Here is a 12,077-nt window from a genome sequence, read left to right as displayed (position 1 = left end):
GGCGCACCCGGGTGTCGAAACCGAAACCTGCGGTCATCTCGATCCGCCAATGCGCGCAGATGAGCGGAGCCCGGGTATTCGAAGGCGCCGATCAGAGAAATGCTCACCCGGGGGACTCGGCAGGCGCCGGAGAATCGCACACCTTCATCCGTGACCCGGACGTGTTATCGGCGTGCGTTCCCGGCGCGTGAATGAAGGCGCCACCATGAAGGCCAAGGAAGGAATATCTCGATGCTGTCGGCCACGGTCGTCGTGTTCATCGGCCTGCTCAGCGTGTTCAACCTGTTCCTCACCTACGGAATCATCAGGCGGCTCCGCGAACAGCCCGTCGCGATGGCGCGGCCGCAGGCGAGGCCGAGGATCGACATCGTCGGTGTCGACTCGTCACCGGACGATTTCGCCGTCACCTTCACGGACGGACACTCTCTCAGCTCCGCCCTGCTGCCGAAGTGGACCATCGTCGCGTTCTTCTCCGATCACTGTCCGGCCTGCCGGGAGAAGCTCCCGACGTTCGTACGGCGGGCGCGGGAGCTCCAGCACGTGGACCAAGAGATCATCAGCGTCGTCGTGGGCGACCAGAGGTCGACGGCCGACATGACGCGCGAACTGGAACGCGTGAGCCGTGTCACCGTCGAGCCGGAGAACGGGCCGCTGGCCAGGGCGTTCAAGGTCCACTCGTTTCCGGCGCTGTGCCTGCTGAACGAGTCCGGCACGGTCACCGCCACCGGGTGGGACCTGGACTCGCTGCTCACACCGGCGAACCAGATATGACGCATCCGGAGGCGAACGACGGTCCACCCGTCCACAGGTGCGTGACATGACCATCCATCTCGCCTACGCCTGCAGAACGGCGGTGGCGCTCGTCTTCCTGGTCTCGTTCCTCAGCAAGATCAGAAGCCGGGCCGCGTTCGACGCCTTCGCGGCCAGTGTGGCGGCCGGCCGGGTTCTGCCGCGCCGGGCGTCAAGGGCCGCCGCGTTCGCGGTGGTCTGCGCGGAAGGCGTCGTCCCCGTGGCGCTCGCCGATCCGTCGGCGGCCCCCTATGGTCACGCGCTCGCGGCGGCGCTCCTCCTGGCGTTCAGCGGCGTGATCCTCCGGAGCGTACGACGTGGGCTCACGGTGGAGTGCCGGTGTTTCGGGATCTCGAACTCTCCGCTCGGAAAGCGGCACCTGGTGCGCAACATGCTCATCTGCGCGGTCGTCCTGGTGAGCCTCGGCATGGGCTCTCCCCCGGTCGCGTCGGTGGCGGACCTCGCCGTCGGCGCCGCGTACGGAGCGCTGGCGGCGCTGCCCCTGATCACCTTCGACGAGATCGTCTTCCTGTTCCTCATCCGCGCCGAACCGATCACGGACGCGGCCGGCTCCCCCGGCGCCCCCCGTTCCCGGCCCCGGAGAGCGACGGCGCCATGAACATCCTGCCGATGGTGGCCGCCGCCCTGGCGATCGTCGCCCTCCTGCTGTGCGCGGGGCTGCTACGCCGCAATCTCGAGGTGGTGACCGTGCTGGGGAACAGCATGGAGCCGGCCCTCCTGGACGGAGACAGAGTGCTGGTGCGGCGTTGCACGGTCTCGCGGGCCCGGCGCGGGGACATCGTCCTGCTCCACCTCGACCGGCCGCTCGGCTGGCCCGCCGGCAGACCGGTCCTGTTGGGGAACGGGGGCCACATCCCCATGCTCAAACGGCTGGTGGGCCTGCCGGGCGAAGCCCTCCCGGCGGAGCTGCGCGATCTCGGGAACGTGTTCCACGAGACCGTCGTCCCCGCCGACGGCATCGTGGTGCTGGGGGACAACGGCGCGTCCAGCAAGGACTCCCGCCAGCACGGCTACCTGCCGTCCCGGTGGGTGGCGGGAAAGGTGATACGCCGGATGACCCGGTGACCGCGGCGCCCGGCGCGAGCGAGACACCTGGTCACCAGGGGCGCCATCGGAATGAAACGATCGCACAACACCTCCCGCCGTCCGGTACCCCCGGCGTGGCGGCCGGAATATCGTGCGATCGTGCGGGCACCGATCTTCGTTCTCGGCCTCGCGGCCGCGCTGCTGGCCTCGGGATGCACCGCCACGCCCGCCGCCCCCGCCACGCCGTCGGCACGCCCCTCCCCCACCTACGCGATCCCCGCCGAGACCGCCCGGCCCGGCGAGACCGTGATCACGGCCAAGCCGGTGGTCGACGGGCAGATGCGCTTCCGCGTGCTCGGCTTCCAGGACGGCATGCCGAGCATCGTCGGCAGCCACGCCGAGTGGAACGCCAAGGGGCAGTACGCCCGGGTGCGCGTGCTCATCGAGAGCACCGACCGCACCAACCAGAAGTTCGACGCCAAGCAGCAACTGCTGGTCGCGGCCGACGGTCGGGTCTTCCACGTCGACGACTTCACCCAGGCCATCAAGCGCCAGCCCGACGAGATCCCCGTCGGCAGCTTCGTGCGCATGGAGTTCGACCTCTGGTACGACGTGCCCAAGGACGCCAGGATCACCGCGATCCGCTTCGTCGCCGACCCGCCGCTCGGCGCCATCGGCCCCTCCAAGGGCGTCGACGTCCCCCTGCGCTGACCCGCCGCGCCCCCGCCGGCGGCGCCCACCCGCGCGCCTCCACACCACGTCCGCCACGTCCCGCGCGTCCTATCGCCCTGCCGCCATATCGCCGGTAACACCGGCCACAGGAACCCCACCATACGAATCGAATTGCACCACGCCATGCCCGAAATGACTCCACGTAGTTACACGACGACCCGTGGACGATATTCAGAAAAGCTCTCTCATGGTCCTTGACCAGGTCGGCGAATTGATGGTCAACTACAAGTGCCATTCCCAAGTCCCCGCCGAACGAATGGAAACAGAATGCCGAGCGTAGCCGCCATCAGTGACCGAATCGTCGCCAAGCTCGTACCGAGCGTCGCCGCCGGCGCGAGTAGCTGCTTCACCCAGAGCTGCGGATGCCAGGCCAACCGTTATTCGTATCGGGAATGCTGCTGGATCGACCAGCCGGGCGGGCCGTACACCTGCCTGATCTGCTACCGCAGCAATATCCCCTGCTGAAAAAGCCAGAGGCGGACGAAAAACAGAACGCGCACCACCGCCCGTCCACCCGCGCCCCCGGAGAGACGAAAGGGCCGATGTGCCTCTCATCATCGCCGCACTGCTCCTCATCGGAGTGCTCTCGGTACTCAACCTCCTCCTGACCTACGGTGTGATCCGCCGGCTCCGCCGGCACGCCACCCTCATCGAGGGCGGCGCGATGTCCGGCGGACCGCCGATGACCATGCTGGAGCCGGGCACGACCGTGGGCGACTTCGCGGTGCTCACGACCGACGGCGTCCCCCTCACCCGTGAGACCCTGCCCGGCCGGACGCTGGTGGCGTTCTTCTCGTCGAGCTGCCGGCCGTGCAGGGACAAACTGCCCGCCTTCGTCGAGCAGGCGCACGGGTACTCCGGCGGCCGCGACGCCACGGTCTGCGTCGTCATCGGCGACACGGCGGAGAGCGCCGACATGGTGGCGGCCCTCGAGCCGGTCGCGCACGTGGTGACCGGCGAACACGGCGACGACGAGATCTCCAGGGCCTTCCAGGTGCAGGGATACCCCTCCTACTACCTGACCAGGGACAAGGGGGTCGTCGAGGCCGGAGCCTTCGACCTGGCGGCGCTGCCCCGTGGCGCCTTCGGGAGATGAGCCCCGAGGCAGGCTCCGACGAACCATGGCGCCCACGGGCGCGCGCGATGCGAACCGCCCTTGAGCTCTACTGGCACTCCGCCCGGGGGAAGTTCGCGCTCATCGTGCTCCTCACGCCCGTGGCCGCCGCCCTCCCGATCGGGTCGGCGTGGTTCCTGAAAGCGATCATCGACGGGCTCACCCGGGCCGGCTCCGGCCCGGGTGTCCTCCCCGCCACGGCGGGACTGGTGGCGACGTCCCTCGCCATCGCGATGATCCCCCACCTCACCCGCTACCTGCGCTCGGACGCCGACCGGGCGGCCGGGCGGCTCGCCCAGGAACGGATCTTCGCCGCGGTCGAGCGCTTCACCGGGCTCGCCCGGTTCGAGGACCCCGGCTTCCTGGACCGGATGCGCCTGGCGCAGTCGGCGACCGCGCAGACGCCGGGCCAGGTCACGCAGGGTTCGCTGGAGACCGTCGGCGGCCTCATCATGATCGCCGGCTTCCTCGGCTCGGTCCTGGCGCTCAGCCCGCTCATGGCGCTGATCGTCCTGGTGGCGGCGGCCCCGATGTTCGCCGCCCAGATCGGGCTCTCGCGGCGGCACGCCTCGGCGATGCTGGGGCTCAGCCCGTTCGAGCGGCGCGAGATGTTCTACCGCATCCTGCTGACCAGCGTGGAGGCGGCCAAGGAGATCCGCCTGTTCGGGGCCGGCCCGTTCCTGCGCCGCCGCATGATGGGCGAACGGGAGAGGGTCGACGCCGGCCATCACGAGCTCGACCGGCGCGAGCTGGCCGTCCAGGGCGGCCTCGCCCTGCTGTCCGCCCTGGTCACCGGGGCCGGACTGCTCGTGGCGGTACGGCTGGCCCTCGGCGGGCGGATCAGCCCCGGCGACATCGCCATGTCGATCGCGGCGCTCACGGGCGTGCAGGGCGCGGTGACGCAGGTGACGGCCTCGGTCGCCGTCACCCACCGGCAACTGCTGCTGTTCGGCCACTACGTGGCGGTGACCACCGCGAAGCCCGACCTGCCCGTCGCGGAACCGTCCGTCCCCGTGCCGGAAATGCGCCACGGCATCGAACTGCGCGACGTCTGGTTCCGCTACGCCGACGACCATCCCTGGGTGCTCCGCGGGGTCGATCTGTTCATTCCGCACGGGCACACGATGGCGATGGTCGGCAGAAACGGGTCGGGAAAGAGCACTCTCGTCAAACTGTTGTGCAGATTCTACGATCCGACCAGGGGCACCATTCTCTGGGACGGCGTCGATATACGCGAATTCCAGATATCGGAGCTGAGGACGAGAATAGGGGCGCTTTTCCAGGATTTCATGCAGTACGACATGAGCGCGCGCGAGAACATCGGTCTCGGCGACCCCGCACAGGACGGGAGCCGGGTGGAATACGCCGCGGAATCGGCGGGCGTCCATGACGTGCTCGCCGCCCTTCCCCACGGTTACGACACGCTGCTCACGCGCATTTTCTTCAGCGAGGCCGACAAGAACAACAGCGAGACCGGGGTGATGCTGTCGGGCGGCCAGTGGCAGCGGGTCGCCCTCGCCCGGGCCCTGCTGCGCGGCGACCGCGACCTGCTGATCCTGGACGAGCCGAGCTCCGGCCTCGACCCCGTCGCCGAGCACGAGGTGCAGGCCCGGCTCCGCAGCACCCGGGCGGGGAGGACGAGCGTGCTGATCTCGCACCGGCTGGGCGCCATCCGCGACGCCCACCGGATCGTGACGCTGGCGGAGGGGCGGATCGTGGAGGTGGGCACGCACGACGAGCTGATCGCCCGTGACGGGCACTACGCCGGGTTGTTCCACCTGCAGGCGAACGCCTACGCGCCGGGGAACGAGCAGTTGCCGGCCTTCGCCGAGGAGTGAGCCATGACCTACCTGGAGATCGCCTGCCGTTGCCTCATCGGCCTGACGTTCGCCTTCGCCGCCGCGAGCAAGATCATCGGACGGGGGGCCGCCGCCGGCTTCGTCGCGACGATCCGCGAGCTGCGGCCCCTGTCCCGCGGCACGGCGCGGCTGGTGGCGGCGGCGGTCGTCGCGGCGGAGCTCACGGTCCCGGCGCTGCTCCTCGCGCCGGGGACGGCCCGCCTGGGCTTCCTGCTGGCCGCGGCGCTGCTGGCCGCCTTCACCGCGAGTATCGTCGCCGTGCTCAGAAGGCGCGTGAGCGTGCGGTGCCGGTGCTTCGGCCCCTCGGGCGCCCCGATGGGACCTCACCACGTCGTGAGGAACGCCGTGCTCGCCCTCGTCGCGGTCACCGGGCTCGTCGCGGCGTCCACCGGCCCCGCGCCGGCCGACCCGGGCGCCCTCGCCCTGGTGGCCGCGACGGCGGGCGTCGTCGCGATCGTCGTCGTCATGCTCGACGAGATCGTGGACCTCTTCCGGCCGGAAGGCCTGTCCCCGCGGTCACGCTGATCCGTGCCCCCCCACTCCCCCGACATGGCAGGACCATGACCATGCCCGTCATCCCCGTCGTGACCGCCACCGTCCTGATCGCCCTTCTCGTCACCGCACTGCGCCGCTGCTTCCTCGTCGTCACCGTCGACGGCGTCAGCATGGCGCCCACGTTCCGGCCGGGCGACCGGCTGATCGCCCGCAGGTGGGCGTTGCGCGCCGTCCGCGCGGGCGACGTCGTCGTCCTGCGGAGCGCGACCCCGGAGGAGGTGTTCGCGGCGCTCCCGCCGGACGCGGCCGCCGCCGGGCGCGTCCTGCCTCCCCTCGGCGGGGGGCACCTGATCAAGCGGATCGTCGCGGTCCCGGGCGATCGGGTGCCCCGCGCCGGGTTCCAGGCCCTGCACGACTCCCCCGGGGACGTGGTACCGCCCGGGAAGATCGTCGTGGCGGGCGACAATCCGCGGTTCAGTGCGGACTCCCGGACCTACGGCTACCTGCGCCGGGAGCAGATCGTAGGGGTGGTGATGCATGACAGAGACATAGCGAGGACATAGCGACGACGCAGCGCCCCGTGCCCGACCCGTGGATCCCGCGACCCATCCCAGCGCGGCGGTCCGTCCTCCGTCCGGGTACTCCACCCGGCGGGCCGTGCCAACCCAGAGAGGAACCTCCATGACGCTCTTAGGCAAGATCAGCGACCGGATGCTCGCCCGCGTGGTGCCTCACGTCGCCGCCAAGGCGGCGGACTGCTTCACCCAGACCTGCGGCTGCCAGGCCGGCCTCATCAGGTACTACTGGTACCGCACCTGCTGCTGGAGGGGCGCCGCCGGCGGGCCGTACGACTGCCAGCCCTGCTACCAGACCTCGATCACCTGCTAGACGCCGGATGATCCGTTCCCGGCGCTGACCCGGGAACAGAGGAGGCTCTTCCGGGCGTGCCCCGGAAGAGCCTCGTCGCCGTGCCCGGCCCGTCGCGTGCTCAGCTCTTGCCGGACTCGGCCTGCCCGAACTCGCCGCCCAGGTACGCCGCGCGCACCTGCGGGTCGTTGAGAAGGTCGGCCGCCGGGGCGGACTTGACCACCTTGCCGGTCTCCAGGACGTAGGCGCGGTGCGCCAGTTGCAGGGCCTGCTGGGCGTTCTGCTCGACCAGCAGGACGGTGGTGCCCCGCTCGTTGATCGTCTTGATGATCGAGAAGATCTGGGCGACCAGCATCGGGGCCAGGCCCATCGACGGCTCGTCCAGCAGCAGCACCTTGGGCTTGCTCATCAGCGCGCGCCCGATGGCGACCATCTGCTGCTCGCCGCCCGACATCGTGCCGCCGGCCTGGTTCCTGCGCTCGGCCAGCCGGGGGAACAGCTCGAAGACCTCGTCGAGGTCCTTGGTCAGGTCGCCGGTGCGGGTGTAGGCGCCCATGAGGAGGTTCTCGGTGACGGTCATGCCCGGGAACACCCCCCGGCCCTCGGGTGACTGGCCGATGCCGGCCAGCACCCGCTTGTGGCCGGGCATCTTGCTGATGTCGGCGCCGTCGAAGGTGACGGTGCCCGAGGTCAGCGCCCGCAGCCCCGAGATGGTCTTCAGGGTCGTGGTCTTGCCGGCCCCGTTGGCGCCGATGAGCGTGACGATCTCACCCTCGGCGACCTCCAGCGAGATGCCCTTGATGGCCTCGATCTTGCCGTAATGGACGCGCATGTCCTTGACTTCAAGAAGCATCTGCCGGAGCTCCCAAGTACGCCTCGATGACCCGCGGGTCGTTCTGCACCTCGGCCGGGAGACCGTCGGCGATCTTCTGGCCGAAGTCCAGCACCGCGATGCGGTCGCTGATGCCCATGACCAGGGCCATGTCGTGCTCGATGAGCAGCACCGTGCGGCCGCCGTCGCGGATCTTGCGGATCAGCCCCTGCAGGGACTCCTTCTCCGCGGGGTTCATGCCCGCCGCGGGCTCGTCCAGCAGCAGCAGCTTGGGCTTGGTCGCCAGCGCCCGGGCGATCTCCAGCCTGCGCTGGTCGCCGTAGGGCAGGTTCTTGGCGGTCTCCTCGGCGCGGTGCGGGATGCCCACGAACTCCAGCAGTTCCAGCGCCATGGCCTTGCCGTCGCGCTCCTCGTGGCGGTGCCACGGCAGGCCGAGCGCCGCGCTGACCATGCCCGCGCGGTGGTGGGCGTCGGCCCCCACCATCACGTTCTCCAGCGCTGACATGTTGTGGAACAGCCGGATGTTCTGGAACGTACGGGCGACACCGCGCTTGGTGACCTTGTACCGCTTCATTCCGTCGATACGGTCGCCGTCGAACACCACCATGCCGGAGGTGGGGCGGTAGACGCCGGTGACGACGTTGAACACGGTCGTCTTGCCGGCGCCGTTCGGCCCGATGAGGGCGAAGATCTCGCCCTCGTTGATGGTCAGCTCCACGTCGCGCAGCGCGACGACGCCGCCGAACTGCATCTTGACGTTCTGCAGTTCGAGGAGCGGGCGTGGATCGGTCATTTGGCTGCTCCCTCGGCCGCGGCCTGGGTCTCGGGACCCGGGACCTCGGCGCCCATGCTTCCCATGCCACCGGTGCCCTCGGCCAGCTCGGCCTTCCGTCTGCGTGACGGCAGCAGGCCCTCGGGACGGAAGATCATGAGCGCGACGATCGCGGCGCCGAAGACCAGGATGCGGTAGTCGGACAGGCCGCGGAACCGCTCGGGCAGCCACGCGACGAGGAACGCCCCCAGCATGACGCCGGGGATGTTGCCCGAGCCGCCGAGCACGACCGCGGCGAGGATGGTCGCCGACAGCATGAACAGGAAGTCGTTCGGGTTGATCGAGATCGTCTTGCCGGCCCACATCACGCCCATCGCCCCGCCGATCGAGGCGCCGATCGCGAAGGCCAGGAGCTTGAACTTGAAGGTCGGCACGCCCATGACCTCGGCGGCGTCCTCGTCCTCGCGGATCGCGGCCCACGCGCGGCCGACCCGGCTCTTCTCCCACCGCTTCACGAAGATGATGATGAGCGTCGCGAGGACGACCAGCAGGTAGTAGTACGGCCGGGGGTCGAGCACGCCGTACTTGAAGGGCTGGACGCCGAAGATCTCGATGGCCTCGAAGCTCGGCGGGTGCGGGATGCCGGCGATGCCGCGGGGGCCGCCGATCGCGTCGGTGTTCTCGGCCGTCTGCCGGACGATCTCACCGAAGCCGAGCGTGACGATCGCCAGATAGTCGCCGCGCAGCCGCAGCGTGGGCCCGCCGAGCACGATGCCGGAGATCGCCGACAGCACGACGCCGACGACCATGATCTCCCAGAAGTTCAGGCCGACCTTGGTGCCCAGCATGGCCATCGAGTACCCGCCGATGGCGAAGAACGCGACGTAGCCGAGGTCCAGCAGGCCCGCCTGCCCGACCACGACGTTGAGGCCGATCGCGAGCAGGACGTAGGTGCCGATGGGGAAGAACAGCACGCTCGCCCAGTCGGCGTAGGGCGACATGAAGGAGCCGATGGACTCCGACGGCAGCAGCAGCGCCCCGATGAAGAGCAGGACGTAGACCGTCCAGCGCTGCCAGCCGGGCGCGGTCGCCCAGCGGTCGCGGATGCGGTCGAGGAACGAACCGACGGCGTTCCTGCGTGTGGTGATCGAGTTCGTGCTCATGCGCGCGCCTGCTGGAGTGATTCACCGAGGATGCCGGTGGGCCGGAACATCAGGACCAGGACGAGGATCGTGAACGCGATGACATCCTTCCATCCCGAGCCGAAGACGGCGGCGCCGTAGTTCTCGATGAGACCGAGGAACAGGCCGCCGACCAGCGCTCCGCGTAGGTTGCCGATGCCGCCGAGCACCGCGGCGGTGAACGCCTTGATGCCGAGCAGGAAGCCGATGGAGAACTTGGTGACCTCGAACTGGAGGATGAACAGCGCGCCCGCGACGCCGGCCATCAGGCCGCCGATCAGGAACGTCACCCGCACGATCTTGTCGATGTCGACGCCCATCAGGACCGCGGTCTCGGGGTCCTGCGAGGTCGCCCGGATACCACGGCCGATCTTGGTGCGGTTGACGAGCAGATCGAGCAGGATCATCATGCCGATCGCCGCGACGAAGATCAGGACCTGGTCGACCCGGACCTGCGCGCCGCCGATCGTGAACAGGGTCTCCTTCTCCATGATGCGCGCGACGCCCATCTGGTTACGGCCCTGCTGCGGACGGTTGAACACGTGCGGGATGATCACCAGGGCGAAGAGCTCCTGGAGGAACAGCGATGCGCCGATGGCCGAGATGAGCGCGGCCAGGCGGGAGGCGCCGCGTTTGCGCAGCGGGCGGTAGGCGATGCGTTCCAGCAGCATGGCCGAGCCGGCCGAGGCGGCGCCTCCGGCGAGCAGCATCAGCAGCAGGCCGCCGACGAGGGCGAAGCCGGTGAGCGGCTCGGTGAAACCGAGGGTCATCACCACGAACGCCGACGCCATGGTGCCGATCATGAAGATCTCGGAGTGCGCGAAGTTGATGAGGCGCAGGACGCCGTAGACCATCGTGTAGCCGAGGGCGACTAGGCCGTAGATCGCGCCCAGGATGAGGCCGTCGATCGTGTACGGCCAGAAAGAACCGAGAAGGTTATCGAACACGGAGTATCGCTTTCAGGGGAGCCTTCCCTCGGGAAGGGGAGGGGGCGGGATCGCGCACGGCGTTCCCGCCCCCCTCTACCTGGCCGGTAACTGTGGTCCGTCAGCCGAGCTTGGCCGTCGTCGTGTCGCCGAGCAGGCCGATCTGGCCTCCCTTGACCTGGTACATGTAGATCGACTTCGCCGCGGGCTCGCCGTTCGGGTCGAACTTGATGTGCTTGGAGATGCCCTCGAAGTCCGACTTGCCGATCGCCTCGTTGATGGCGTCGGACGTGGTGGCGCCGCCGGCCAGGGCCTTGGTGAACGCCGTCATGGCGTCGTAGCCCTCGGTCGCGTAGATCAGCGGGTCGGCGCCGAACTTGGCCTTGTAGTCGGCCGCGAACTTCTTGACCTTCTCGTCGGTCTCGGCGGCGGTCGGGATGCGGCAGGGGCAGCCGATGAGGGCGCCCTCGGCCTGCGCGGAGCCGGCGCTCTCGATGATGCCCTTGTCCAGCGAGCCGTCGCCGGAGAAGAACTTCGCCGTCACGCCCTTGTCACGGAGCTGCTTGAGCAGCTTGCCGGCCGCGGCGTAGTAACCACCGAAGAAGATCGCGTCCGGCTTCGCCGAACTGACCTTGTTGACCGTGGAGGAGTAGTCGGTGGCGGCCGGGTCGAGCGCGTCGTCGGCCGGGGTGACACCCTTGGCCTTGAGCTGGGTGCGGACCGCGTCGGCGAGTCCCTTGCCGTACTCGGACTTGTCGTCCACGACGACCACGTTCTTGGCCGCGGCGGCCCCGACGATGAAGTCGGCGATGGCCGGGCCCTGCACGCCGTCGTTGGGGACGACGCGGTGCCAGTACTTCCAGCCCTGCTTGGCCAGGTCCACCGCGGTGGCCGAGGCGGAGATGTTCGGGATCTTCGCCTCCTCCAGCACCGGGACGGCCTGCTTGGACTCACCGGAGAAGGCGGGACCCACCAGGGCGACGATCTTGTCGTCCTTGATGCCCTTCTGGGCCAGGTTCACGGCCGTGGTGGCGTCACCGCGGCTGTCGTAGGTGACCAGCTCAAGCTTGACCTTGGGGTTGGTGGCGTTGTACTCGTCGACCGCCAGCAGCGCCCCGTTCTTGGGGGGAATGACGATGCCGGAGTTCTCGCCCGACAGGTCGCCCATAAAGCCGATCTTGAGCGTGGAGGGCGCGGCCGCCGAGCCGGAGCTGCCCCCGCCCGGTTCTTCCGACCCGCCACATGCGGCGAGACCAACGGTAAGTGCCACACCGACGGCGAGCACGCCCCCGAGGCGAGCAATCTTGGGCCGCAAGGTTGCCTTCCTTTCGCCTGATCCCGTGTCGGGATCGGGTTCACAGTGCCCCCCTGGCGATCTGGCCAGGGGTCATTGACGGCATTACACCCAGCACAAGTCACAGGTCGGTACAGAGTCACATCACGTTACCGCTTCGTTATCACAC

14 protein-coding genes are annotated in these 12,077 nt (G+C 69.2%); 9 read left to right on the top strand and 5 right to left on the bottom strand.

Annotated features, from left to right (window positions below):
• Positions 1-231: 231 nt before the first annotated feature.
• The 9 genes from BJ981_RS25495 to BJ981_RS25455 all read left to right on the top strand — a co-directional run bounded on the left by BJ981_RS25495 (position 232) and on the right by BJ981_RS25455 (position 6,924).
• Positions 232-771 carry a TlpA family protein disulfide reductase gene (locus BJ981_RS25495; RefSeq protein WP_184614459.1) on the top strand — a complete coding sequence of 180 codons (540 nt, stop codon included), beginning with the start codon at positions 232-234 and terminating at the stop codon, positions 769-771.
• Between the two features lie 46 nt (positions 772-817).
• A complete protein-coding gene (locus BJ981_RS25490) occupies positions 818-1,408 on the top strand; it encodes a MauE/DoxX family redox-associated membrane protein (RefSeq protein ID WP_184614457.1) in 591 nt (196 codons plus the stop codon).
• On the top strand, positions 1,405-1,875 hold the full coding sequence (locus tag BJ981_RS25485; RefSeq protein ID WP_184614455.1) for a S26 family signal peptidase: 471 nt from the start codon (positions 1,405-1,407) through the stop codon (positions 1,873-1,875). The genes BJ981_RS25490 and BJ981_RS25485 overlap by 4 nt, the downstream gene beginning before the upstream one ends.
• 120 nt (positions 1,876-1,995) lie before the next feature.
• Positions 1,996-2,547 (top strand): DUF4352 domain-containing protein, encoded by a 552-nt coding sequence (locus BJ981_RS25480; RefSeq protein ID WP_184614453.1) that lies wholly within the window; start codon positions 1,996-1,998, stop codon positions 2,545-2,547.
• A 565-nt stretch (positions 2,548-3,112) separates the two neighbouring features.
• Positions 3,113-3,664, top strand: a complete 552-nt coding sequence (locus tag BJ981_RS25475) for a TlpA disulfide reductase family protein (RefSeq protein WP_184614451.1) — start codon at positions 3,113-3,115, stop codon at positions 3,662-3,664.
• Positions 3,665-3,711: 47 nt separating this feature from the next.
• Positions 3,712-5,520 carry an ABC transporter ATP-binding protein gene (locus tag BJ981_RS25470; protein ID WP_239139628.1) on the top strand — a complete coding sequence of 603 codons (1,809 nt, stop codon included), beginning with the start codon at positions 3,712-3,714 and terminating at the stop codon, positions 5,518-5,520.
• Positions 5,521-5,523: 3 nt separating this feature from the next.
• The gene (locus tag BJ981_RS25465; RefSeq protein WP_184614447.1) at positions 5,524-6,066 is read left to right on the top strand and encodes a MauE/DoxX family redox-associated membrane protein; all 543 of its coding nucleotides are present in this window, start codon (positions 5,524-5,526) and stop codon (positions 6,064-6,066) included.
• A 35-nt stretch (positions 6,067-6,101) separates the two neighbouring features.
• Positions 6,102-6,599 carry a signal peptidase I gene (lepB, locus tag BJ981_RS25460; RefSeq protein WP_184614445.1) on the top strand — a complete coding sequence of 166 codons (498 nt, stop codon included), beginning with the start codon at positions 6,102-6,104 and terminating at the stop codon, positions 6,597-6,599.
• A 118-nt stretch (positions 6,600-6,717) separates the two neighbouring features.
• Positions 6,718-6,924, top strand: a complete 207-nt coding sequence (locus BJ981_RS25455; RefSeq protein WP_184614443.1) for a hypothetical protein — start codon at positions 6,718-6,720, stop codon at positions 6,922-6,924.
• A gap of 100 nt (positions 6,925-7,024) precedes the next feature.
• Here the strand turns inward: BJ981_RS25455 and BJ981_RS25450 are convergent, their stop codons facing one another.
• From BJ981_RS25450 to BJ981_RS25430, 5 genes are all read right to left on the bottom strand, one after another.
• Positions 7,025-7,756 (bottom strand): ABC transporter ATP-binding protein, encoded by a 732-nt coding sequence (locus BJ981_RS25450; RefSeq protein ID WP_184614441.1) that lies wholly within the window; start codon positions 7,754-7,756, stop codon positions 7,025-7,027.
• Positions 7,746-8,528, bottom strand: a complete 783-nt coding sequence (locus BJ981_RS25445) for an ABC transporter ATP-binding protein (protein WP_184614439.1) — start codon at positions 8,526-8,528, stop codon at positions 7,746-7,748. The genes BJ981_RS25450 and BJ981_RS25445 overlap by 11 nt, the downstream gene beginning before the upstream one ends.
• Positions 8,525-9,670, bottom strand: coding sequence for a branched-chain amino acid ABC transporter permease (locus BJ981_RS25440; protein ID WP_184614437.1), 1,146 nt, complete (start codon positions 9,668-9,670; stop codon positions 8,525-8,527). Before BJ981_RS25440 ends, BJ981_RS25445 begins: the two co-directional genes overlap by 4 nt.
• Positions 9,667-10,635, bottom strand: a complete 969-nt coding sequence (locus BJ981_RS25435; protein ID WP_184614435.1) for a branched-chain amino acid ABC transporter permease — start codon at positions 10,633-10,635, stop codon at positions 9,667-9,669. The genes BJ981_RS25440 and BJ981_RS25435 overlap by 4 nt, the downstream gene beginning before the upstream one ends.
• 100 nt (positions 10,636-10,735) lie before the next feature.
• The gene (locus BJ981_RS25430) at positions 10,736-11,884 is read right to left on the bottom strand and encodes a branched-chain amino acid ABC transporter substrate-binding protein (RefSeq protein WP_311745743.1); all 1,149 of its coding nucleotides are present in this window, start codon (positions 11,882-11,884) and stop codon (positions 10,736-10,738) included.
• Positions 11,885-12,077 lie beyond the last annotated feature (193 nt).

The sequence above is a fragment of the Sphaerisporangium krabiense genome (assembly GCF_014200435.1).
In the GTDB taxonomy this organism is placed as follows: Bacteria; Actinomycetota; Actinomycetes; order Streptosporangiales; family Streptosporangiaceae; genus Sphaerisporangium; species Sphaerisporangium krabiense.
The sequence above is the reverse complement of the archived record's forward strand: the minus strand, read 5'-3'. Positions and strand labels throughout refer to the sequence as shown.

Bases quoted from the DNA above. Each gene is read 5' to 3' on its own strand.
- BJ981_RS25495 (WP_184614459.1), top strand. From the start codon at position 232: ATGCTGTCGGCCACGGTCGTCGTGTTCATCGGCCTGCTCAGCGTGTTC.
- BJ981_RS25490 (WP_184614457.1), top strand. From the start codon at position 818: ATGACCATCCATCTCGCCTACGCCTGCAGAACGGCGGTGGCGCTCGTC.
- BJ981_RS25485 (WP_184614455.1), top strand. From the start codon at position 1,405: ATGAACATCCTGCCGATGGTGGCCGCCGCCCTGGCGATCGTCGCCCTC.
- BJ981_RS25470 (WP_239139628.1), top strand. From the start codon at position 3,712: ATGCGAACCGCCCTTGAGCTCTACTGGCACTCCGCCCGGGGGAAGTTC.
- BJ981_RS25465 (WP_184614447.1), top strand. From the start codon at position 5,524: ATGACCTACCTGGAGATCGCCTGCCGTTGCCTCATCGGCCTGACGTTC.
- lepB (WP_184614445.1), top strand. From the start codon at position 6,102: ATGACCATGCCCGTCATCCCCGTCGTGACCGCCACCGTCCTGATCGCC.
- BJ981_RS25455 (WP_184614443.1), top strand. From the start codon at position 6,718: ATGACGCTCTTAGGCAAGATCAGCGACCGGATGCTCGCCCGCGTGGTG.
- BJ981_RS25450 (WP_184614441.1), bottom strand. From the start codon at position 7,756: ATGCTTCTTGAAGTCAAGGACATGCGCGTCCATTACGGCAAGATCGAG.
- BJ981_RS25445 (WP_184614439.1), bottom strand. From the start codon at position 8,528: ATGACCGATCCACGCCCGCTCCTCGAACTGCAGAACGTCAAGATGCAG.
- BJ981_RS25440 (WP_184614437.1), bottom strand. From the start codon at position 9,670: ATGAGCACGAACTCGATCACCACACGCAGGAACGCCGTCGGTTCGTTC.